The sequence below is a fragment of the Roseovarius carneus genome, assembly GCF_020141465.1.
Lineage (GTDB): Bacteria > Pseudomonadota > Alphaproteobacteria > Rhodobacterales > Rhodobacteraceae > Roseovarius > Roseovarius carneus.
In genome coordinates this window covers 699,082-719,031 of record NZ_JAHSPD010000001.1, presented here as the reverse complement: position 1 = coordinate 719,031, position 19,950 = coordinate 699,082, and the positions used below count along the sequence as shown (strand labels likewise).

24 protein-coding genes are annotated in these 19,950 nt (G+C 62.3%); 14 read left to right on the top strand and 10 right to left on the bottom strand.

From position 1 onward, the window contains the following. Nucleotides 1-651, bottom strand: a complete 651-nt coding sequence (locus KUD11_RS03570; RefSeq protein ID WP_109386543.1) for a carbonic anhydrase — start codon at nucleotides 649-651, stop codon at nucleotides 1-3. A 197-nt stretch (nucleotides 652-848) separates the two neighbouring features. Here KUD11_RS03570 and KUD11_RS03565 point away from each other — a divergent pair, with 197 nt between their 5' ends. The 5 genes from KUD11_RS03565 to KUD11_RS03545 all read left to right on the top strand — a co-directional run bounded on the left by KUD11_RS03565 (nucleotide 849) and on the right by KUD11_RS03545 (nucleotide 4,825). Next, on the top strand, nucleotides 849-1,214 hold the full coding sequence (locus tag KUD11_RS03565; RefSeq protein WP_181375312.1) for a hypothetical protein: 366 nt from the start codon (nucleotides 849-851) through the stop codon (nucleotides 1,212-1,214). An 84-nt stretch (nucleotides 1,215-1,298) separates the two neighbouring features. Further along, entirely contained in the window at nucleotides 1,299-2,678 is a 1,380-nt protein-coding gene (locus tag KUD11_RS03560) for a leucyl aminopeptidase family protein (RefSeq protein WP_109386547.1), read from the top strand. After that, nucleotides 2,675-3,511 carry a C40 family peptidase gene (locus tag KUD11_RS03555; protein WP_109386549.1) on the top strand — a complete coding sequence of 279 codons (837 nt, stop codon included), beginning with the start codon at nucleotides 2,675-2,677 and terminating at the stop codon, nucleotides 3,509-3,511. Before KUD11_RS03560 ends, KUD11_RS03555 begins: the two co-directional genes overlap by 4 nt. Then, the gene (gene speB, locus KUD11_RS03550; protein ID WP_109386551.1) at nucleotides 3,508-4,464 is read left to right on the top strand and encodes an agmatinase; all 957 of its coding nucleotides are present in this window, start codon (nucleotides 3,508-3,510) and stop codon (nucleotides 4,462-4,464) included. The genes KUD11_RS03555 and speB overlap by 4 nt, the downstream gene beginning before the upstream one ends. Before the next feature lie 79 nt (nucleotides 4,465-4,543). Next, complete coding sequence (locus KUD11_RS03545; RefSeq protein ID WP_146190860.1) at nucleotides 4,544-4,825, top strand: hypothetical protein; 282 nt, start codon at nucleotides 4,544-4,546, stop codon at nucleotides 4,823-4,825. Between the two features lie 13 nt (nucleotides 4,826-4,838). Here KUD11_RS03545 and KUD11_RS03540 read toward each other — a convergent pair whose 3' ends face one another. Continuing rightward, complete coding sequence (locus KUD11_RS03540) at nucleotides 4,839-5,174, bottom strand: DUF2794 domain-containing protein (protein ID WP_109386555.1); 336 nt, start codon at nucleotides 5,172-5,174, stop codon at nucleotides 4,839-4,841. Between the two features lie 80 nt (nucleotides 5,175-5,254). Then, on the bottom strand, nucleotides 5,255-5,518 hold the full coding sequence (locus KUD11_RS03535) for an I78 family peptidase inhibitor (RefSeq protein ID WP_109386557.1): 264 nt from the start codon (nucleotides 5,516-5,518) through the stop codon (nucleotides 5,255-5,257). A gap of 177 nt (nucleotides 5,519-5,695) precedes the next feature. Here KUD11_RS03535 and KUD11_RS03530 point away from each other — a divergent pair, with 177 nt between their 5' ends. The 4 genes from KUD11_RS03530 to KUD11_RS03515 all read left to right on the top strand — a co-directional run bounded on the left by KUD11_RS03530 (nucleotide 5,696) and on the right by KUD11_RS03515 (nucleotide 8,854). Continuing rightward, nucleotides 5,696-6,808 (top strand): S-(hydroxymethyl)glutathione dehydrogenase/class III alcohol dehydrogenase, encoded by a 1,113-nt coding sequence (locus tag KUD11_RS03530; RefSeq protein WP_109388269.1) that lies wholly within the window; start codon nucleotides 5,696-5,698, stop codon nucleotides 6,806-6,808. A 136-nt stretch (nucleotides 6,809-6,944) separates the two neighbouring features. Beyond that, complete coding sequence (gene yghU / locus KUD11_RS03525; protein ID WP_109388271.1) at nucleotides 6,945-7,793, top strand: glutathione-dependent disulfide-bond oxidoreductase; 849 nt, start codon at nucleotides 6,945-6,947, stop codon at nucleotides 7,791-7,793. Between the two features lie 69 nt (nucleotides 7,794-7,862). After that, nucleotides 7,863-8,561 carry an NYN domain-containing protein gene (locus KUD11_RS03520; protein ID WP_109386559.1) on the top strand — a complete coding sequence of 233 codons (699 nt, stop codon included), beginning with the start codon at nucleotides 7,863-7,865 and terminating at the stop codon, nucleotides 8,559-8,561. 29 nt (nucleotides 8,562-8,590) lie between these two features. Continuing rightward, nucleotides 8,591-8,854: a hypothetical protein gene (locus tag KUD11_RS03515; protein WP_146190861.1), complete on the top strand. Its 264-nt coding sequence runs from the start codon at nucleotides 8,591-8,593 to the stop codon at nucleotides 8,852-8,854. Here KUD11_RS03515 and dapA read toward each other — a convergent pair. Continuing rightward, on the bottom strand, nucleotides 8,843-9,718 hold the full coding sequence (gene dapA, locus KUD11_RS03510; RefSeq protein WP_109386561.1) for a 4-hydroxy-tetrahydrodipicolinate synthase: 876 nt from the start codon (nucleotides 9,716-9,718) through the stop codon (nucleotides 8,843-8,845). The genes KUD11_RS03515 and dapA overlap by 12 nt on opposite strands. A 175-nt stretch (nucleotides 9,719-9,893) precedes the next feature. Between dapA and KUD11_RS03505 the strand changes: the two genes are divergently transcribed. Beyond that, entirely contained in the window at nucleotides 9,894-11,867 is a 1,974-nt protein-coding gene (locus tag KUD11_RS03505; RefSeq protein WP_109386563.1) for a lytic transglycosylase domain-containing protein, read from the top strand. Nucleotides 11,868-11,933: 66 nt separating this feature from the next. Here KUD11_RS03505 and KUD11_RS03500 read toward each other — a convergent pair whose 3' ends face one another. From KUD11_RS03500 to mnmD, 4 genes are all read right to left on the bottom strand, one after another. After that, complete coding sequence (locus KUD11_RS03500) at nucleotides 11,934-13,034, bottom strand: transporter family protein (RefSeq protein WP_109386565.1); 1,101 nt, start codon at nucleotides 13,032-13,034, stop codon at nucleotides 11,934-11,936. A 68-nt stretch (nucleotides 13,035-13,102) separates the two neighbouring features. After that, a complete protein-coding gene (locus KUD11_RS03495; RefSeq protein ID WP_146190862.1) occupies nucleotides 13,103-13,477 on the bottom strand; it encodes a hypothetical protein in 375 nt (124 codons plus the stop codon). Nucleotides 13,478-13,547: 70 nt separating this feature from the next. After that, entirely contained in the window at nucleotides 13,548-14,414 is an 867-nt protein-coding gene (locus KUD11_RS03490) for a DMT family transporter (RefSeq protein WP_109386568.1), read from the bottom strand. After that, the gene (mnmD, locus tag KUD11_RS03485; protein WP_109386570.1) at nucleotides 14,411-15,097 is read right to left on the bottom strand and encodes a tRNA (5-methylaminomethyl-2-thiouridine)(34)-methyltransferase MnmD; all 687 of its coding nucleotides are present in this window, start codon (nucleotides 15,095-15,097) and stop codon (nucleotides 14,411-14,413) included. Before mnmD ends, KUD11_RS03490 begins: the two co-directional genes overlap by 4 nt. A 67-nt stretch (nucleotides 15,098-15,164) precedes the next feature. Between mnmD and KUD11_RS03480 the strand changes: the two genes are divergently transcribed. Both KUD11_RS03480 and KUD11_RS03475 read left to right on the top strand, forming a co-directional pair. Beyond that, the gene (locus KUD11_RS03480; protein WP_109386572.1) at nucleotides 15,165-16,238 is read left to right on the top strand and encodes an NAD(P)/FAD-dependent oxidoreductase; all 1,074 of its coding nucleotides are present in this window, start codon (nucleotides 15,165-15,167) and stop codon (nucleotides 16,236-16,238) included. Continuing rightward, a complete protein-coding gene (locus KUD11_RS03475) occupies nucleotides 16,228-16,719 on the top strand; it encodes a L,D-transpeptidase family protein (protein WP_109386574.1) in 492 nt (163 codons plus the stop codon). Before KUD11_RS03480 ends, KUD11_RS03475 begins: the two co-directional genes overlap by 11 nt. 13 nt (nucleotides 16,720-16,732) lie before the next feature. On the opposite strand, the gene KUD11_RS03470 is transcribed toward KUD11_RS03475, so the two are convergent. Beyond that, nucleotides 16,733-17,389, bottom strand: coding sequence for a YggS family pyridoxal phosphate-dependent enzyme (locus KUD11_RS03470; RefSeq protein ID WP_109386576.1), 657 nt, complete (start codon nucleotides 17,387-17,389; stop codon nucleotides 16,733-16,735). Between the two features lie 185 nt (nucleotides 17,390-17,574). Here KUD11_RS03470 and KUD11_RS03465 point away from each other — a divergent pair, with 185 nt between their 5' ends. Both KUD11_RS03465 and KUD11_RS03460 read left to right on the top strand, forming a co-directional pair. Next, the gene (locus tag KUD11_RS03465) at nucleotides 17,575-18,051 is read left to right on the top strand and encodes a DUF3576 domain-containing protein (protein ID WP_109388273.1); all 477 of its coding nucleotides are present in this window, start codon (nucleotides 17,575-17,577) and stop codon (nucleotides 18,049-18,051) included. 100 nt (nucleotides 18,052-18,151) lie between these two features. Continuing rightward, complete coding sequence (locus tag KUD11_RS03460) at nucleotides 18,152-18,607, top strand: GNAT family N-acetyltransferase (protein ID WP_318010140.1); 456 nt, start codon at nucleotides 18,152-18,154, stop codon at nucleotides 18,605-18,607. Between the two features lie 39 nt (nucleotides 18,608-18,646). On the opposite strand, the gene KUD11_RS03455 is transcribed toward KUD11_RS03460, so the two are convergent. Continuing rightward, complete coding sequence (locus tag KUD11_RS03455; protein WP_109386578.1) at nucleotides 18,647-19,897, bottom strand: glycosyltransferase; 1,251 nt, start codon at nucleotides 19,895-19,897, stop codon at nucleotides 18,647-18,649. Nucleotides 19,898-19,950: the final 53 nt, after the last annotated feature.

Sequence of the window (19,950 nt, the reverse complement as noted above, 5' to 3'; positions counted from 1 at the left end):
TTACAGCGGGGCAAAAACGCCTTGAGCGGGCAGGTAATGCTCCACCACGCCCTCGGAAATATCGAGCCACAATCCGTGCAGTGTGAGATCGCCCGCCTCAACGAGATCGGCAACGAAGGGGAAGGTCATCAGGTTGCTCAGAGAGATCAGCACCGATTCATGCTCCAGTGCACGCATCCGGTTAGCGGGGTCCTCGATATGGGCCACGCGCGCCACGCCGGGGCGCAGGATGTCCATCCAGCGGCCCACAAAGCTCCCCTCGGCCTCAAGCTCGGGCGCGTGGCCGGAGCACATGGCCGCACAGCCGTTCACACCGCCACAATTGGAGTGACCCATCACGATCACATGCGCCACATGAAGCTGGCGCACGGCATATTCCACCGCCGCTGACGTGCCGTGCTGGCCGCCGCTTGTGTCGAATGCGGGGACCAGATTGGCGATATTACGGTGGATAAAGAACTCGCCCTGATCCGCGCCGAAGATCGACGTGACATGCACGCGGCTATCGCAGCATGAGATCATCATCGCGCGCGGATGTTGACCCTCATTGGCCAGATGGCGATACCAGCTTTTGTTCTCGGAATAGCTGGTTGCTTTCCAGCCGTGGTAACGCTGCGCCAGATACGTTGGCAGCGGGGAGATATGCTCCATGGCATCCCTCTTGTTTTTTCTGCTCTTGAAGGGGATGAATAGACTGGATTGTCCGAGAATTCGAGAGAGAAATGGGGTTGGTGGAAACCTTTCGGGAAGGGGTGCTGGCGCATGGTGCCCTCCGTGAGCGGCGAAAGCTGGGGGCTTGGCCGTGCGGTTGAATTGAATTTGGGGTGAGAGTTTTGGAACAGGTAACGATGCTGAAGCAGGATGAAACTGTGCGGCTGGACCCGGATCGTCTGAAGGCGCTCTATGTGCAGCTTGGTGAGGCGGGGGCTGAAGATGTCGTTTGTCGTGCGTTGGAGGAGCTGGCCGTGCGCCTGTCACATACTGAGCGGTGCTACCGCGAAGGGCGCGAGGCGGATTTGCGCAAATCCGCGCGCAGCCTCGTGGCAATCTCCGAGCAAATTGGCATGGGCACCCTCGCGCGGGTGGCGTCCAACGTGGTGGCCTGCGTTGATCTTGGCGATGCCGTCGCTCTTGCAGCCACGCTCGCGCGGTTGCTGCGCATTGGCGAGCGGAGCCTGAGCGAGATCTGGGAATTGCAGGATATATCGATTTGAAGGCTTGCAGGTGCGGTCAGGGCGGATAGGCTGAGCGGCAATTGTCGGCGCGCCCGTGCCGCTCCCCTGAAAGGACTGCCCTCCATGAGCCTGACCTTCGCCACTGCCGGTCCTTCTGCCATTCCGTGTCATGTGATTGCTTCGGGGGATCTTGATGATTGGCTGGCGGGGCAGGACAGCGCCGTGCAGATCTGGGTGCGCAACACGGGCTTTACCGGGGCGTTGGGCAGCATCTGTCTGGTGCCTGGCCCGGATGGTGCGATTGCGATGGCGCTGGCGGGTTATGGCACTGAAGAAATGCGGTCGCGCGGGCGGTTTCATCTGGCAGCGGCAGCGGCGGCCTTGCCCGAGGGGACATATACGCTTGCCGGGTTGCCAGAGGACCGAGCAGAGGAAGAGGCGCTTGGTTGGCTCTTGGCAGGGTATGCGTTTGATCGCTACCGCGCGCAACCCGGTGCGTCCGCGCGGCTGATCGCGCCTGAAGGTGTCGATGCGGATCGCCTTGAGGTGATCGCGGCGGCGGAGGCGTTGATCCGCGATCTGATCAACACGCCTGCCTCGGACATGGGGCCTGATGCGCTTGAGGGGGCATGCCGCGACCTTGCGGAAGGCCACGGGGCGCAGATTTCCGTCATCACGGGCGCGGCGTTGCTGCAAAAGAATTTTCCCATGATCCACGCCGTTGGCCGTTCGGCAGCAGAGGAACCACGGTTGGTTGATATGCGCTGGGGCAAGGCGGGTCCGAAGCTGACCCTCGTTGGCAAGGGCGTGTGCTTTGATTCCGGCGGGCTGAACCTCAAGCCTGATACGTCCATGGGCCTGATGAAGAAGGATATGGGGGGGGCGGCCACGGTGCTGGGCCTTGCGCATATGATTATGTCGCTGAACCTGCCGGTGCAGCTGCGCGTGCTTATTCCGGCGGTGGAAAATGCGATAAGCGCGGGTGCGATGCGCCCAAGCGATATCCTGACCGCGCGCAACGGGCTGACGGTGGAGGTCAACAATACAGATGCAGAAGGGCGCCTCGTTCTGGCCGACGCGCTGAGCTTTGGGGCCGAGGATGCGCCCGATCTGATGATCTCCATGGCCACGCTGACGGGGGCGGCACGTGTGGCGGTCGGGCCGGATATCGCGCCTTATTTCGCGGATGACACCGCGCTGGTGACAGCGCTGGAAGAGGCGGCTTTGCGTGTGGCCGATCCGGTTTGGCGGCTGCCGTTTCATGCGCCCTATGAGGCGATGATCGAGCCGGGCATCGCGGATCTGGACAATGCGCCCAAGGGTGGGTTTGCCGGGTGTATCACGGCGGCACTTTTCCTGCGCCGGTTCACAGATGGGACGCGCTATGCCCATTTCGACGTCTATGGCTGGAACCCCACGGCGGCCCCGGCGCGCCCCAAGGGTGGTGTCGGTATGGCCGCCCGCGCGCTGTTGGAGGCATTTCCCAAGGCCTTGGGCTTGTGACCGACCGCCGCTTTCTGGCGGCGAATGCGCGCGTGGCCGAGAGCGGCCTGCGCGGACGGGTAGACGCGCCCGCCTATACCGACGGCACAGCTGAGCGCATCGCTTTGCCCCATGCGGACCTTTGCCGCGCACCGGGCGGTGCACGTGACAAGCAGATGCTTTTTGGCCAAGGGTTTCGGGTGCTGGAGCGGCATGAGGGCTGGGCCTTTGGCATTGATATGGCGGATGGTTATGTCGGCTACCTGCCGGAGGCGGCGCTGGGCGACACGCCCCGCCCAACCCACCGCATTGGACAGCGTGGCGCGCATCTCTATTCCGCCCCCAATTTCAAATCGCCTGAGCGGGGGCTGCTCAGCTTTCTGAGCTGCGTGGCGGTCAGCGATGAGACCCACGGGTTTCACCGCACAGCGCAAGGCTATATCGCAGCGCAGCACCTTGTCCCTCTGGCGCAGCATGTCCCGGACATCGCGGCCACAGCCACGCTGTTCCTCGGTACGCCTTATCTTTGGGGTGGCAACACGGGCACGGGGATTGATTGCTCGGGCCTGATCCAGATGGCGCTTTGGGCTGCGGGCCGCACCTGCCCGCGTGACAGCGATCTGCAAGAGGCGCAGCTTGGTGTGGCGCTGCCTGACGATGCGCCGCTTGAGCGGGGTGATCTGATCTTCTGGTCCGGGCATGTGGGCATGATGCTTGACCCCGAGACGTTGATCCACGCCAACGCCCATCATATGCGTGTCGAGACCGAGCCGCTGGCCGAGGCCACAGCCCGCATCGGTGCGCGTGAATTCGGCGCGATCACCGTGCGCAAACGATTGGAGCCTGCGCCATGAGCGATCCGTTTTTTCATCCGCCCTCTGGGTCAGAGTTGCCACGCTTTGCAGGCGTGCCGACCTTCATGCGGCTGCCGCATGTGCCACCGGAGCACGCGCGCTTTGGCGAGGTGCAGATAGGTCTTATCGGCGTGCCGTGGGATAGCGGGACAACCAACCGCCCCGGCGCGCGGCACGGGCCGCGTCAGATCCGCGATGCCTCCACCATGATCCGCGCGCAGCATGGTGCCTCGGGTATGCGCCCGTTTGAGGCGCGCGCCTGCGCCGATCTGGGCGATGTGGGGCCGAACCCCGCCGATATCCACGATTCGATGGACCGCATCACGGCCTTCTACAAGACAGTCACCGCCGCCGGGATCGTGCCGCTGACTGCTGGCGGGGATCACCTCAGCTCGCTGCCTATTTTGCGTGCTGTAGCGGCGGACGGACCCGTGGGGATGGTGCATTTTGACAGCCACACCGATCTGAACGACAGCTATTTTGGCGGAACGAAATACACCCATGGCACGCCTTTCCGGCGCGCGGTGGAGGAGGGGCTTTTGGATTCCAAGCGCATCGTGCAGATCGGCATCAGGGGCACGACCTATGGCGATGAGGATATTGATTTTGCCGCCGCCCAAGGCATTCGCCTGATCCATATCGAAGAGTTTCATGCGCGCGGGGTGGATGATGTGATGGCGGAGGCGCGCGAGATCGTCGGGCAGCAGGCGACTTATGTGAGCTACGACATTGATTTCGTCGATCCCACCTTTGCCCCCGGCACGGGCACGCCCGAAGTCGGCGGACCCAACAGCTTTCAGGCGCTCGAAGTGGTGCGCGGGTTGGCCGGGCTGCATATCGTCGGTGCCGATCTGGTTGAGGTCGCGCCGCCTTTTGATGCAGGTGGCGGCACGGCCTTTCTGGGCGCGTCGATCATGTTTGAGCTTTTATGCGTCATGGCGGCTGCGCAATGAGTGATCCCAACCAAGCGCAGGCCGAATTCTGGAGCACAGAGGGCGTCAGCGATCTGCGCATCGTGCCCAGCTAGGTGTGTTGACGGCACGCAGTACTCATGTGCACCGCACCGGCCATTGCCATCGGGACAGCGCCACTCCCTATGACGGCAAAACCCCCAGATGGGTGCATATTCTGCGCGATGCAGGCGTCGATGTGACCTCGTTGGGCAAGCTGCATTTTCGGTCGGGCGCGGATGAGAACGGCGTCACCCGTGAGGTCCTGACGATGCATATGGTGGGCGGCATCGGCTGGCCCATTGGCCTTCTGCGCAAGGACCCGCCAATCGCCCACAGGCCAGAGGAGGGCAGCGCGCTTTAGAACGCGATACGCCCTAATCCACGGCCCGGATCAGCTTGCGCTCCAGACCCCGGAGCACCTGTTTGAGGTCATTGCCGCGCTTGAGGATTTGCCCGTCCATACCGATCACCGCGTATTGCCCCTGCTTGGCGCGCAGCTTGGGGCGCTTCTCGATCCGGTAAAGCGGGTGCTCTGCCGTGCGCCGGAAGATGGAGAATACAGCAAGGTCCCGCAGTGACGAGATACCGTAATCACGCCATTCCCCTGCCGCTACCATCCGCCCGTAGAGAGACAGGATCACTGCGAGCTCCGTGCGATGAAAGGCCACGGCCTCAGAGCTGTTGAACTGGGTCAGAGGTTGAAAACTCATATTCCCAGAGTTGCGGCATTCAGAGGTGGGATCAAGGGGTTTCCTGCGGGAGCAACGTCCCAAGCGGGCTCTTTATGAAATCAGCCGCACCAGAATCGCGTGATTTGTCCGGCCTCATCGAGATCCACGTTCAGCCGGTCTGCACGGTAATCCATCGTCACGGCGGAATTGGGCAGAATGATCCGGTGCGGGCGATCGGGGTCGGTAAAATCGTGATCGCTCGCGGCGGTGCCAATCAGGGCGGCGTAACCTTCTGCGCCGCATGTATCCTCGACCGCTGTCTCTTCAGGCTGGCAGGCCATAAGCAGTAGGGCAATGGCGGGAAGGGTGATCAAACGGGTCATATCCGGTCTCCTGAAGCGTTTCGACAAAAACCTGAGGCACAGCTTTTCTCGAAACGCTTTGAACAGGCGGTTGATAGTACCCTAAAGGTGCAGCAGTTCAACCCAGAGCGCCAAGCGTCATTGAAACCGCGCGAAACTTCGCCCAAAGTCGGCCCGAACAACACGAGAGGACACAAGATGCGCACGAGAGCTGCTGTGGCACTGGACGCCGGTAAACCGCTGGAGATCATGGAGGTGAACCTTGAGGGCCCCAAAGCGGGCGAGGTTCTGGTGGAGATCAAGGCGACGGGCCTGTGCCATACGGATGATTTCACCCTATCTGGCGCGGACCCTGAGGGGGCGTTTCCGGCCATTCTGGGCCATGAAGGCGCGGGCGTGGTGGTCGAGGTCGGCCCCGGTGTGACCTCGCTTGAGGTGGGCGATCATGTGATACCGCTCTACACGCCCGAGTGTCGCGAGTGTGATTATTGCCTCAACCCCAAGACCAACCTCTGCCAGAAGATCCGCACGACCCAAGGGGCGGGTGTCATGCCCGACGGGACAAGCCGGTTCTCCATGCTCGATGGCACGCCGATCCTGCATTACATGGGCTGCTCCACCTTCGCCAATCACACGGTTTTGCCCGAGATCGCACTGGCCAAGGTCCGTAAAGACGCGCCGTTTGATAAAATCTGCTACATCGGCTGCGGCGTCACGACCGGAATCGGCGCTGTGATCAACACCGCAAAGGTCGAGATCGGCTCGACCGCGATTGTCTTTGGCCTGGGTGGCATTGGCCTCAACGTGATTCAGGGTCTGCGTCTTGCGGGTGCGGATCAGATCGTGGGCGTCGATCTCAACGATGACAAGGCGGTCATGGCCAAGCATTTCGGCATGACCCATTTCGTGAACCCCAAGAAGATTGACGGTGATATCGTGGCTCATCTGGTCGAGCTGACCGGCGGGGGTGGCGACTACACGTTCGACGCGACTGGCAACGTCACCGTGATGCGCCAAGCGCTTGAATCGGCTCACAAGGGCTGGGGCGAGAGCGTGATCATTGGTGTTGCAGGCGCGGGTCAGGAAATCTCAACCCGTCCGTTTCAGCTTGTCACGGGCCGTGTCTGGCGCGGGACAGCCTTTGGTGGTGCCTCGGGCCGCACGGATGTGCCCAAAATTGTCGATTGGTACATGGACGGCAAGATTGAGATTGATCCGATGATCACGCACACGCTCAAGCTTGAAGATATCAACAAGGGCTTCGACATGATGCATTCGGGCGAAAGCATCCGCAGCGTCGTCGTTTTCTAATTCCTTTGGAGCGGAGGGTCTCCACTGGCTTTCCGCTCTGCCCGCACAGGCCTGTGCGCACAGCCCTGTGCGGCGCTGCACATTGCACATCTCTGCGCGGTGACTACCTATGCCGCAACACATCAAGGAGACAGCAATGACCGATATATATACCCCGCCGAACGTCTGGACCTGGGACGCGAAGAACGGCGGCAAGTTTGCCTCCACCAACCGCCCTATCGCCGGGGCCACCCACGATAAGGTGCTGCCAGCGGGCGACCATCCGTTTCAGCTCCATTCCCTCGCCACGCCCAATGGGGTGAAGGTGACTGTGATGTTCGAGGAGCTTCTGGAGGCTGGGAAAGCCGCCGAATATGATGCCTATCTCATCGACATCGGTGAGGGGGATCAGTTCGGCAGCGGCTTTGTCGAGATCAACCCGAATTCCAAGATCCCCGCCCTGCTCGACCGCTCGGGCGCGGAGCCCGTGCGCGTGTTCGAGAGCGCATCAATCCTGATGCATCTCGCCGAAAAGTTCGACATGTTCCTGCCTAAAGAGGGTGCTGCACGGGCTGAGGTACTGAACTGGCTCTTCTGGCAAATGGGCAGCGCGCCCTATCTTGGGGGTGGGTTCGGCCATTTCTATGCCTATGCGCCCGAGAAGTTCCAATACCCGATTGACCGTTTCGCGATGGAGACCAAACGCCAGCTTGATGTGCTGGACCGGGAGCTGGCCACACGGGCCTATATTGCGGGCGAGGAGTATACGATTGCCGATATCGCGATCTGGCCATGGTATGGGCAGCTGGTGCTGGGACGGCTCTACGATGCGGCGACCTTCCTCGATGTGGAAAGCTACACTCATGTCATGCGCTGGGCCAAGCTCATCGACGCCCGCCCCGCCGTGCAGCGTGGTCGCAAGGTCAATCGCAGCTGGGGCGAGCCGCATATGCAACTGCCCGAACGCCACAGCGCTGCGGATTTCGACGCGCTGCCGAAAGGCTGAGGCCGCAGCCCGGCGATCTGCTTTCGCCGGGCGCGGTTTTCAGGCAAGACAGAGCAAAAGGAGATCATCATGGTAAACCAGACGCCCCTGCTCGCTGTTCTGATTGATGCCGACAACACCTCGCCCAAATGGACCCAAGCGATCTTTGATGAGATCGCAGGCATGGGCGAGGCGTCCGTGCGCCGCTGCTACGGCGACTTCTCCTCGCAACAGATGAACGGGTGGAGCAAGGTGCAGGCCGAGTTTGGCCTCGTCCCGCATCACCAACCCGCCAACACAGTGGGCAAGAACGCGAGCGACATTGCGCTTGTGATCGATGCGATGGATCTGATGCACTCAAACCGCTTTGACGGGTTCGTCCTCGTCTCATCCGACAGCGATTTCACTCGTCTGGCCAGCCGTATCCGTGAACAGGGGCTGGATGTCTTCGGCATTGGCGCGCGCAAAACGCCCGATGCGTTCCGCAAGGCGTGCAAACGGTTTATTTATCTCGAAAATCTTGGTGGCGCGCCGGAAGGGGTCGCGCCTCAGGCCACGGGCAAAAACCTCAACGAGGCGCGCGACCTGCTCTTTAAGGCAATGGATAGCCTCGATCAGGACAGCGATTGGTACTCTCTGGGCCAACTAGGCCAACAGATCACCACCGCCACACCGGATTTCGACACGCGCAGCTACGGTCACAAAAAGCTGAGCGATCTGGTCAAGGCGCTGAAGGTGCTGGAAACCCGTCGCGAGGGCAATCAGCTGATGGTGCGCCGTGTCGATTGAGGGATAGTCCTCTTTGGTGAGAAAAGATTTTGAGTATTTTCCCTAAGAAGAAAGCCAAGGTGGGCACCCCGCTTCCGGACTGGGCCACTGACCCTCACGCCGGCAAGCAGGATGCGCCTTCTCCTCAGACGGTCATCGGCTCTCCAGCCTGTACCGTGCAGCAAGAGAACCATATTAAAGTTAATAAAAAATTGCGTTTCTTCTTAGAAGAAATACTCAAACGCGCCCTCTGCCGAGCAGTCCAAAGTGCTATTGATACCAGCCGTCAGTCAAAGCCTGCCTCAGGTCAGTAACCCCGCATGGCGCAGACCGTTTTCAACCAAGCCCTTTGTCTCATCCGCAAGCCCAGTGAGCGGTGAGCGCACTTCCTCGGAGCAGAGCCCGAGCTTGGACATCGCGTATTTCACACCGACGAGGCCGGGCTCGGTGAAGATGGCTTGGTGCAGCGGCATCAGGCGGTCCTGAATGTCCAAAGCCGTGTCATAGCGCCCGGCCAGGCAGGCCTCTTGCAGGGCTGCGCAGAGTTTGGGGGCGACATTGGCCGTGACCGAGATGCAGCCGGTGCCGCCTTGGGCGTTGAAGCCGTGGGCTGTGGCGTCCTCGCCAGAGATCTGAATGAACTCGGGGCCGCAGGTGATGCGTTGTTGGCAGACGCGCGCGAGATCGCCGGTTGCGTCTTTCACGCCGATGATGCGTGGCAGTTTGGCCAGCGTGCCCATGGTCTCGGGCGTCATATCCACGACGGAGCGGCCGGGGATATTGTAGATTACGATCGGCAAATCGCAGCAGTCATGCAGGGCCGTAAAATGCGCAATCAGGCCGCGCTGGGTGGGTTTGTTGTAATAGGGTGTGACGATAAGTGCCGCTGTGGCGCCAACTTTGTCGGCGTGCTGCATGAAGCGCATTGATTCGACAGTGTTATTGCTGCCTGCGCCTGCGATCACCGGGATGCGGCCTGCCGCTGCGCGCACCACTTCCTCGACGACGCTTTCATGCTCGGCATGTGACAGCGTCGGGCTCTCGCCAGTTGTGCCCACCGGCACCAGGCCATGGCTGCCTTCGCCGATATGCCATTCCACCAACGTCTTGAGCGTGTCGAAATCCACTTCACCGTTCTTGAACGGTGTGACCAGGGCTGGCATGGAACCTTTGATCATCGGAGCGCTCCTTTTCATGCGTTGTCTTTACGCGTTGTCGGGGCCGGGTTGGGCCCTCTCGTGATAACATTTTCGCGACCCTATCGGGATGCCGCCCCCCTGCCAAGTTTAGCGGGTGGACGGCCCTCAGGCGCGGCCTTAGGCTGGCGCTGTCTATCCTTTGAAGAGCCAGGAAATGCAAGAGATGTTGCGCTGTCTTCTCCCGTTTTGCGCGGCCTTCGGGCTTGCGCTGCCTGCTATGGCGGAGCCTGCGAAGATCGCGCCGCGCCCGCTGGCTTCGGCTTTGGACGCCTTGGGCGATGGTCGGTGGGAGTGGGCTGCTGACTTGGCCGAGCGGGATGGGCCGGGGGCTGTGGTGCTTGTCGAGTGGTATCGCTTGCGTGCAGGCCGCGGCAGCCCGGCGGAGGTTTTGACGTTTTTGGAGACCTATCCCGATTGGCCGGGGCTTGAGCGGCTTAGGGCGCGGGCGGAGACTGATTTTGCCGACGCCACTGATGCGCAGGTCTTGGCGTTTCATGCCGGCGGATTGCCTGAGACGGGGGCCGGTATCTTGCGTCTTGATCGCGCGTTGCGCGCCGCGGGGCAGGTCGGGGATGCCGATGCCAGCGTTGTCATGGCGTGGCGGTCCTTTGACCTGAGCGCTGAAGAGCACGCCGATTTCATGGCCGCCCATGCCGAGCTTTTGGCACCGCACCATGATGCGCGGCTTGATATGACCCTGTGGCGCGGGCTGCGTGATGCTGAATTGATGCTGCCCTTGGCCAGCGACGGCGCGCGTGCGGTGGCCGAAATCCGGCAGGCGGCAGCAGCGGGTCAGCGCGGGCTGGATGCGAAGATCGCCAGCCTTCCCGAGGTATTGCGCAATGATCCGGGCCTCGCCCATGCCCGGTTTGAGCGGTATCTGGAGATTGATGAGGACGACAAGGCGATTGCCCTCATGCGCTCTCAAAGCGCCATCGAGGGCGGCTTGGGGCGGGCGCAGAACTGGTCCGGGTGGCGGCGCGCCCTGTCGCGCCGGATGATGCGCGCACAGGACTATGCGGCTGCCTATGATCTGGCCTCGCGGCATCAGCTTGTGGAGGGGGCGGCCTTTGCCGATCTGGAGTGGCTCTCGGGCTATCTCGCGCTCAGGTTCCTCGATGAGCCGGAACTGGCGCTGGATCATTTTCAACGCCTGCGCGCCGCCGTGGCCACGCCGATTTCGCTGGGTCGGGCGGGGTATTGGATTGGCCGCGCGCAGGAGGCGTTGGGTGACGCGGAAGGCGCGCAGATCGCCTATGAGGAAGGTGCCGAGCATCAGACCAGCTTCTACGGCCTCTTGGCTGCTGAAAAGGCTGGATTACCTGCTGATCCTGCGCTTTCTGGCACAGAGACCTTCCCTGATTGGCGCGCGGCCCCTTTCACGCAGACGCCCCTTTTCCAAGCGGCGGTCTTGGCCCATGCAGCGGGTCAACTGACCCTGTCCGAACAGCTTTTTGTGGCGCTGAGCCAGACGCAGGACCGCGTGGGGAATGGTCAGATCGCCGCCGTGCTGCAAGAGATGGGCGCCCCGCATTTGCAGGTCATGCTGGGCAAGGCTGTGGCGCAGCGCGGCATCGTTTTGCCGGGGCCTTATTATGCGCTGCACCCGATGCAGGAGATGGATCTTCCCGTGCCGATGGAGATGGCGCTGGCGATTGCGCGTCGCGAGTCGGAGTTTGATTTTGGCGTGACCAGCGGTGCGGGGGCCGAGGGCCTGATGCAGCTGATGCCGGGCACGGCCAGCGATGTGGCGCGCGATTTGGGGTTGGCGCATGAGCGTGCCCGCGTGCTCAGCGATTGGCGGTATAACGCTCAGCTTGGCAGCACGTATATTGCGCAGCTCTCGGAGATGTTCGACGGCAATGTGGTGATGATTTCGGCAGGCTATAATGCAGGCCCGCGCCGCCCCATCGGCTGGATGGAGGATTTTGGCGACCCACGTGTGGCCCAGACTTCTGGCGGTATGGATATCATCGACTGGATTGAGCATATCCCGTTCAACGAGACCCGCAATTATATCCATCGCGTGACAGAGAGCTTGCCCGTCTACCGCGCGCGGCTGGGCCGGGAGGCTTTGCCGATTCCGTTCACCCAAGAGCTTCTTGGGGCGACGATCACCGTGAAGTAGACATCGTGAAATAGACACGGCAAAATGGCTCCGGGCGCGTTGAGAGCGCCCGGAGCCTGCGCCTGTTCAGAACGCGTATTGCCAGCCGACGGAGACGGACCAGTCGGTCTGCATCTGGACGCCGTTGAGGTCCTGATAGACCGGCGCGCCCGCTTCGATTGCGAGGCGATGACCACGCCATGCGCCCTTCTGGCCCACCATGTTCACCCCGGCAAAGAGCGATACGGTGTCACCACCGTAATTGGCAGGGTTCGCGGTTTGCACGGGGCCCACGATATTGGGATCGATCCCGTCAATCCGGCCCAGTGTTTTGGCCTCCACACGGCCCGAGACGGAAATCCAAGGCTCAATCTGGCGGCTGACCCAAGCGGTCGCGGCCACCTCATCACCCAAGGAATAGCCCTCATCATTGCTGCCCAACCGGATGATGCCGCGCAGCTGCGCGCCCCAGCGTGTGTCGCCTGCGCCGCCCATATAGGTGATGCCGGGGAGCAGGTCATAGGTGCCTGAGCCAAGCTGCATCGCATAAGGCAGGCGCACCTCGGGTGTCGCCCCCGCGGGGGTCAGAATGCGCCCCGTTTCCGTGATAGAGCCTGTGGGCAGGCTGAGACCTGCGTTGAAATGCAGCTTATGCTCGCCGCTCTCCATCAGGCCGATGAGGGCCGAGACCTTCACATCGCCAATGCCTTTTGTCTCGGTCTCAAACGTGCCGCGCACCGTCGTGCCAGTACCGCCTGCGAAGGTCAGGTGGTTCATGGTCTTCTTCACGTAAGGCAGCATCGCCATCAGCGTGACACGGTCGCTCGGTGCATACATCGCGCCGAGCATGTGCATCTGCATCTGCATGTCCAAGGGCACAATGCGCAGCGTAGGGGGCTGACCTGGCGCACCGGAAAAGCGGTTTGGCACGGTTGTGACGAGGGTCTGTGGGCTGATGCTGGAGGTACCCTGTTGGTTGCCCTCCATGCTCATATACATCGAGCGGAAGGATAGCATGACCTCGCCGGTTTTGTGGCGATGATCGCCCATCACGCCAATCGGGGCGTGCCCGTCCGCGCGCAGCGGCGCAGGGCCTGCTGTGCCCGGCAGGGCGTCGTCATGGGCAAGCAGGGGGCCTGCCGTAAAGGTGGCGCTCAGCGCGAGCGCTGTCAGAATACGGTATTTCATTAGTTGTTCTCTCAGATAAATGCTAAGGCGCGCCCGTGACGTGGGGCCGCCCTTATGTCAGCTAAAACTCAGGCAGACATGGCGCGCGGCGGCGCGCGGGGCATCCGGGCAGACAGCACATGGGCGCGGATGGCAAGCGGGTCCATCAGCGCGTAATCCGCAGGCCGGAGCTGTGCTTCGGGCGCGGGAGGGAGCGGTGCTACCGCATCCACCAAGGCCAGCAGGCCCATCGCAGGGCAGACGTCATGGGTGACTTTGGGCGTTCCCGGCCCATCCCAGTTGATCGTGACTATCTTGCCGCCAAGGCAGAGTGTAACGGTCCCGTCTGCCGCATTGGGCAGCACCAAAGGCACCGCAATGAGCCGGAATGCCAGAACGAACGCCAAGGCCACCGGCAGGACCGATGTGGCAAATTCGGATAGAATGGCGGAGCGCATGCGCATCAAAAAAGGCATCTCACAAGCTTGTGATCATCTGTTTAGAGGTGCCACAGCCCCACCGCCCAATCAAGCGTTATCCTACCTGACGCTGCCGCCAGAGGGTGAATAGTCCAGCGGCCACGACGATGCCCGTCCCGAGCGCCACGTTGAGCCGGATCGCCTCGCCAAAGACGGTGACGCCCAAGACGGTGACGAAGACAAGCTGGAGATAGGCGAAGGGTTGCACAGCACTCGCCTCGGCCACCTCATAGCATTTGATCAAGGTGAAATGGCCAAGCGCGCCCGTGACGCAAAGGAGGCTCATCCATGCCCAGTCAGGCGCGCTCATCGGCTCCCAGAACCAGATGCCCACCGCCGTGATCCCAATGGCACCGACCGTGCCGGTCCAGAAAAAGCTGGTGGCGGCGCTATCCTCGCGGGCGACGTATCGCGTCAGAAGACCGTAGAGCGCGAACATCAGCGCTGCCAGCAGGGGCACCACCGCCTCAATCTGAAAAACGCCGAACCCCGGCTCAAGGATGATGATTACGCCGACAAAGCCTACGCCGATCGCGGCCCAGCGGCGCCAGCCCACATGCTCGCCCAGAACGGGGCCGGAAAGGGCGGCGATCAGGAGTGGATAGCAGGCAAAGACTGCGTGGCTTTCCACCAGGCCCAGAAGGGTGAAGGCCAGCACCATGACGCAGATTTCTGTGACCAGAAGCAGCGCGCGAAACCCCTGCACGCGGGGCTGACTTGTGCGCGCAGCGGCGCGGATGCCGCCGGCCTTGCGGGCAGCGATGGTGATGACGAAGGCCGCAAAGAACCAATAGCGCACCATGATCACCATCAGCACATTATATTCCCCCGCCAGATGGCGCGAGAGCCCGTCCTGCATGGCGAAGATGAACGTGGTGATGACCATCAGCATGATGCCGAGCCGTGTGTTTTGTTCGGTCATGTGCGTCGCCTCGCGCGGGTCATGTGGCGCTTGCGGCCAAAGCCGGGTGTCCGCTCCACCTCAAAGCCCGCATCCGCAAGGCCTCGCCGCACGAAGCCTGCGGCGGTATAGGTCGCGGCCGTGCCACCGGGGGCTGTGTGGGCATAGACCTGCGCCATCAGGTCCGCACCCCAAAGCTCGGGGTTTTTGGCCGGGGAGAAGCCGTCGAGAAACCACGCGTCCGCAGCACCTTGCCATGCGGGCAGGGTCTCGCGCGCATCACCTATGATCACGTCGAGCTGCACAGTCTGGCCCAGAGCAATCTGTCCGCCCTGCGCCCATGCAGCCACCAGAATATCGCGCAGACGCCCAAGCTCGGGAAAGGCGGTGAGCGCGCGGCGCATCTCGTGCGCGTCCATTGGATAGGCCTCAAACGAAGTCAGGTGCAGCCTGCCCGCCGTGCCAGCCCTCTGCCATGCAAGGGCCGCTGTCAGCATGTTCAGCCCGGTGCCGAACCCAAGCTCGGCAATGCGAAAGCCATCTGCAAAGCGCGCGGGTAGGTCATTGCCTGCGAGAAACACATGCCGCGTCTCCTCCAGCCCGTTCTCAAAGCTGAAATAGGGGTCATCGAACCGCTCCGAGACAGGCACCTCCCCCGCCCCGTCCGTGCTGCGCCAGCTTAAATCGGCGTGCTGGTTTTGCATGCGGTTGTCCTCTATTGTCCGGCGTGGGCACACGTGCCGACCATGCAGAGGGATCGCCGCCTTGGCAATGTCCGATATCACCATCCACGGGGCCGGTATTTTCGGCCTCTCGATCGCTTGGGCCTGCCTTGAGCGGGGCGCGCGGGTGCGAGTCATTGATCCATATGGACCCGGCGCGGGCGCGTCGGGGGGCATTGTCGGTGCGCTGGCCCCGCATGTGCCGGAAAACTGGAACGACAAGAAGGCATTTCAATTGGAAAGCCTGCTGATGGCCGAGGCGTTTTGGGCGGGTGTCGCGCAGGCGGGCGGCCTCAGCGCGGGCTATGCGCGCACCGGGCGGCTTCAGCCCTTGGCCGATGCGGCGGCGCTTGAACTGGCACGCGATAGGGGTCGGGGTGCGGGCGCGCTTTGGCTCGGTCTGGCGGAATGGAATGTGGCGGAGGCGGATGTGTTCGGCTGGGCGCCAGCCTCGCCCACGGGGTTCGTCATCCACGACACGCTGACGGCGCGGGTCCATCCCAAGCAGGCCTGCGCGGCGTTGGTCGCCGCCATTTGCGCGCGGGGTGGGGAGGTCGTGCGCGAAGGCAAGGAGTGCGGTCAGGTGATCCATGCCACGGGCACCGCGGGGCTTGAGGCGCTGAACGCGGGTGCTGCGCGGCAGGTTGGCATGGGCATCAAGGGGCAGGCGGCGCTCCTGGAGTTTGCAGCACCCGATCTGCCACAGCTTTTCGCCGGCGGTGTGCATATCGTGCCTCATGCGGATGGCACGGTGGCCGTAGGCTCCACCTCCGAGCGGGACTATACCAGCGGCACCGACACCGATGCGCAGCTTGACGATGTGATTGCCGCCGCGCGCGCGGCTGTGCCCGCCTTGGCGGACGCGCCGGTGATCGCGCGCTGGGCGGGGGTGCGGCCCCGCACACGGTCGCGCGCGCCGATGCTGGGGCCGCATCCTTTGTACGCGGGGCAGTTTATTGCCAATGGTGGGTTCAAGATCGGCTTTGGCATGGCCCCGAAAGTGGCCGAGGTGATGGCCGATCTGGTGCTGGAGGGGCGGGATGGGGTGCCCGAAGGGTTCCGGCCTGAGGCGTCTTTGAAAAACTTGGCCCTTGGCACCACAGGCTCTGCCCATGACCGATGATATGATCCTCACGAAAATGGGCCTGCGCTATGCCGGGCGGCTTTGGCCCTGCGCCATTGGCAAGGGCGGGCTTAGCGCGGACAAACGTGAGGGGGATGGGGCCACACCGAAGGGTGTGCACCGGATTGTGGGGCTGCTCTATCGGCCCGATCGAGTGCCGCCGCCCGCGCCATGGGCTGAGCCGATTTTGCCCGGTGATCTGTGGTCTGACGCGAGCGGAGAGGCGGAGTATAACCACCCGGTGCGTGCGCCTTATGCGCATAGCCATGAGGCGCTCCGGCGTGGTGATCCGCTCTATGATGTGGTGATGATCACCGATTGGAACTGGCCCGAGGCGCAGGCCGCGCGCGGCTCTTGCATCTTTTTGCATCAGTGGCGCAGGCCCGGATATCCGACCGAAGGCTGCATCGCGTTTCGCCGCGATCACATCTGGCAAATCGCGGCTCTGGCCGCGCCGGGGACCAAGCTGATCATCGGCTGAGCGAAAACGGGGTTCAGCCTGCGGCCACACGCGCGCCGAAAATGGCGCTGCCCACGCGGACATGGGTCGCACCAAGTGCAATCGCGCTCTCGAAATCGCTGCTCATGCCCATCGAGAGGCCGCTCAACCCGTTGCGCTCGGCAATCTTAGCCAGAAGTGCGAAATGCAGGCTGGGTTCTTCCTCGGCGGGCGGGATACACATCAACCCCTCGATGGGCAGATCAAGCGCGCGACACTCGGCGATCATCGCATCCGCCCCGCCCGGCAGGACACCCGCCTTTTGCGGCTCCTCCCCGGTGTTGATCTGTACAAACACCTTGGGGCAACTGCCTTCTTCTTGTGCAATCCGCGCGATGGCGGTGGCAAGCTTGGGGCGGTCTAGGGAGTGGATGGCGTCAAAAAGCCCAAAAGCCTGCCGCACCTTGTTGCTTTGCAAGGGTCCGATCAGGTGCAAGTCGACACCTGCATATGCCTCGCGGAAGCTGGGCCATTTACCCGCCGCTTCCTGCACGCGGTTCTCGCCGAAACAGCGATGCCCCTCGCCCAGAACGGCGGCGACCCGCTCATTGGGCTGCACTTTGGAGACGGCAATGAGATGCACCGAACCGGGCGCGCGCCCGGCCGCAGCCTCGGCTTTGGTGATGCGGGTAGTGATATCGGCAAGGCTCATGGTGGCGGCTCCGGGGGATTGCGTATTTACCCGATAGGTAATCCAGCGCCGATAACTTGCAAACCACCAATCGGCGCGATCGGGCCACACCCCACAGGCGGGGGAGGGGACGTGAGGCTAAACAGCTTGCCCCTCGGGGCGCGGTTGGATACTAGGAAAAGAAGAAGTTAATGGCGGTGGGCGGTATGATCCTGACTTTTGCAAAGCGTAGCGCATTGGTGCTGGCAACCTTGGTTGTTGCGGCCTGTGGCGATGAGCCCCCGACGCTGGACCAGGAGGCGATCACCCTGAAGGGTGGGCGCGAGTCCAATGTGGGTGTGACCTCGGGCACCAGCCTCTTTGATGCGTTCCGTGGCAAAGACGCGGGCGTGAAGGTGAACCGCTTTCTTTGGACGGCATCGCTTGACGTGCTTGATTTCCTGCCCGTGCAATCGGCTGATCCCTTTACGGGCGTGATCTCCACAGGCTTTGGCACCCCTCCCGGTGGCAGCAATGCCTACCGCGCGACCATCCTGATCAGCGATCCGGCCTTGGACGCGCGCAGCCTGAACGTGGCGCTGCAATCACGCTCGGGGCCTGTGGGCGCGGAAACCCAACGCGCGGTTGAGGATGCGATATTGTCGCGTGCGCGGCAGCTGCGGATTCAAGCGGGCAATTTCTAATCACGGCTTGCGCGGGCAAAACTCCCGACTGAGCAAATCCCAGCGTGGCTTGACCTCCGCCAGGATATGACACCTCCTATGATCAAACAGGGGGACATGAATGATGACAGCAGAAATTACGATCCGGGCGCTCAGGCGCGAAGACCACGCGGAGTGGTCGCGCATGTGGACCGCCTATCTGGAGTTTTATCGCACCACGCTGTCCGAGGCGGTCTATGAGACCGCTTTCGCGCGATTGCTGATCGAGGACACGCGGGAATTTCAGGGCTTCATCGCGGAGATGGAGGGGCGGCCCGTGGGCCTTGCGCATTTCCTTTTTCACCGGCTTTTGTGGTCCGAGGAGGATACTTGTTATCTCTTGGACCTCTACACTGATCCCGCCGCACGCGGCAAAGGCGTTGCGCGTGCCTTGATCAACGCGGTGCATGCTGCGGCCAAAAAGGAGGGTATCGTGGTCACGTATTGGACCACGCAGGATGACAATTACAAAGGCCGGATGCTCTATGATCAGGTGGCGACGCGCACGCCGTTGATCGTATACGAAAAATCTGACTGAGGCGGGCTAAAGCACCAATAGAGCAGCACTATAGCACCACTAGAGCAGGACGGGCAGATCCATCACCTCATCCACCCATTTGAGCTGCCGTGGCAGGCAGATGGTTTTGAGGTCATACTGATCCTGCATCAAGGTCCGTGCGTTTGCGCCCAATGTGGCGCGGGCGTCCGCATCCTCGCAAAGCGCCACGATCTGATCCACCAGCGCCTCGCGGTCGAAGAAATCCACGAGACGCCCCGTCTCACCATCGGTGATCACCTCGCGCACAGGCTCGGTCCCGCTGGCGACGATTGCCGCACCGCATGACATCGCCTCCATCAAGGACCAACTGAGCACGAACGGGTAGGTCAGGTAGACGTGCACGCGGCTCAGCTGCAAAATCCGGGTGAAATCCCCATGCGGGATGCGGCCCAGAAAATGCACGCGCTTCCAATCCTCGGGCGAGATTTGATCCGACACCTCATCGCGGAAAATCTGCTTCCATGTCTGGCCCTTGGGAGGGGCCGCGCCATAGCTTACCTCATCGCCACCTATAAGGATCACCCGCGCATTTGGCCGCTCGCGCAGCAGACGCGGCAGGGCGCGCATGAAGATGTGATAGCCGCGATAGGGTTCCAGATTGCGATTGACGAAGGTGATCACCTCGGTTTTGCGGGTAAATTCCGGGTGGCCTTTGAGGTGCACGCGCACGCCCTCGTCGGGGCACGATGCCACGGTGTCGATGCCATCATGGCTGACCGTGATCTTGTCGCGAAACTCTGGTGGGAATGTGTCCGCCTGAAACCGCGTGGGCGAGATCCCGGCCTCGGCCATAGGGAAATGCAGGTGGTTGTAGATGTTTTTCAGGCGGATGCGCAGCGGCTGCACCTCGGGCTCGCGGGATTGAAACTCAGGATCGAAATCGAGATGCGGTTTGCCGGGCTTGTGATAAAGCTCGCAATAGATCGCCATGCGCGCGCCGGGCCACAGATCGCGCAGGAACATCGGCTCGCCCCAGCCGGGATGCGCGAGGATGAGATCGGGGGTATAGCCTTCGGCCTTCATCCGGGCGGCGGCGCGGTAACATGCCTCGGCCCGCGTCACCTTAGTATCCAGATCCACGAGCCATGGATGCACCTTTTGCGCCGCGCGTTCGGGCAGGGCATAGGGCAGCACCCGCACGCCGTGCCACATGCTTTGCTTTTTCACCCGCAAGGTCAGCGCGGTGCAGCTATGACCCGCCGCTGCAAGTGCAGGTGCCAGATGCTTCCATTGACCGGGGAAATTCTGGTGGATGAAAAGGATGTTCATGGTGCTGTCCCGCGCAGTTTCGCCCTTTATAGGCAGCGCCCCACCCCCTGCAT

Excerpts from the sequence above, each read along its gene's own strand:
- KUD11_RS03500 (WP_109386565.1), bottom strand. The coding sequence starts at position 13,034 with ATGAAATACCGTATTCTGACAGCGCTCGCGCTGAGCGCCACCTTTACG.
- KUD11_RS03540 (WP_109386555.1), bottom strand. The coding sequence starts at position 5,174 with ATGAGTTTTCAACCTCTGACCCAGTTCAACAGCTCTGAGGCCGTGGCC.
- KUD11_RS03495 (WP_146190862.1), bottom strand. The coding sequence starts at position 13,477 with ATGCGCATGCGCTCCGCCATTCTATCCGAATTTGCCACATCGGTCCTG.
- KUD11_RS03570 (WP_109386543.1), bottom strand. The coding sequence starts at position 651 with ATGGAGCATATCTCCCCGCTGCCAACGTATCTGGCGCAGCGTTACCAC.
- KUD11_RS03480 (WP_109386572.1), top strand. The coding sequence starts at position 15,165 with ATGTCCGATATCACCATCCACGGGGCCGGTATTTTCGGCCTCTCGATC.
- KUD11_RS03505 (WP_109386563.1), top strand. The coding sequence starts at position 9,894 with ATGCAAGAGATGTTGCGCTGTCTTCTCCCGTTTTGCGCGGCCTTCGGG.
- speB (WP_109386551.1), top strand. The coding sequence starts at position 3,508 with ATGAGCGATCCGTTTTTTCATCCGCCCTCTGGGTCAGAGTTGCCACGC.
- KUD11_RS03565 (WP_181375312.1), top strand. The coding sequence starts at position 849 with ATGCTGAAGCAGGATGAAACTGTGCGGCTGGACCCGGATCGTCTGAAG.
- KUD11_RS03490 (WP_109386568.1), bottom strand. The coding sequence starts at position 14,414 with ATGACCGAACAAAACACACGGCTCGGCATCATGCTGATGGTCATCACC.
- dapA (WP_109386561.1), bottom strand. The coding sequence starts at position 9,718 with ATGATCAAAGGTTCCATGCCAGCCCTGGTCACACCGTTCAAGAACGGT.
- KUD11_RS03535 (WP_109386557.1), bottom strand. The coding sequence starts at position 5,518 with ATGACCCGTTTGATCACCCTTCCCGCCATTGCCCTACTGCTTATGGCC.
- KUD11_RS03470 (WP_109386576.1), bottom strand. The coding sequence starts at position 17,389 with ATGAGCCTTGCCGATATCACTACCCGCATCACCAAAGCCGAGGCTGCG.
- KUD11_RS03475 (WP_109386574.1), top strand. The coding sequence starts at position 16,228 with ATGACCGATGATATGATCCTCACGAAAATGGGCCTGCGCTATGCCGGG.
- KUD11_RS03465 (WP_109388273.1), top strand. The coding sequence starts at position 17,575 with ATGATCCTGACTTTTGCAAAGCGTAGCGCATTGGTGCTGGCAACCTTG.
- KUD11_RS03460 (WP_318010140.1), top strand. The coding sequence starts at position 18,152 with ATGATGACAGCAGAAATTACGATCCGGGCGCTCAGGCGCGAAGACCAC.
- yghU (WP_109388271.1), top strand. The coding sequence starts at position 6,945 with ATGACCGATATATATACCCCGCCGAACGTCTGGACCTGGGACGCGAAG.
- KUD11_RS03520 (WP_109386559.1), top strand. The coding sequence starts at position 7,863 with ATGGTAAACCAGACGCCCCTGCTCGCTGTTCTGATTGATGCCGACAAC.
- KUD11_RS03455 (WP_109386578.1), bottom strand. The coding sequence starts at position 19,897 with ATGAACATCCTTTTCATCCACCAGAATTTCCCCGGTCAATGGAAGCAT.
- mnmD (WP_109386570.1), bottom strand. The coding sequence starts at position 15,097 with ATGCAAAACCAGCACGCCGATTTAAGCTGGCGCAGCACGGACGGGGCG.
- KUD11_RS03530 (WP_109388269.1), top strand. The coding sequence starts at position 5,696 with ATGCGCACGAGAGCTGCTGTGGCACTGGACGCCGGTAAACCGCTGGAG.
- KUD11_RS03560 (WP_109386547.1), top strand. The coding sequence starts at position 1,299 with ATGAGCCTGACCTTCGCCACTGCCGGTCCTTCTGCCATTCCGTGTCAT.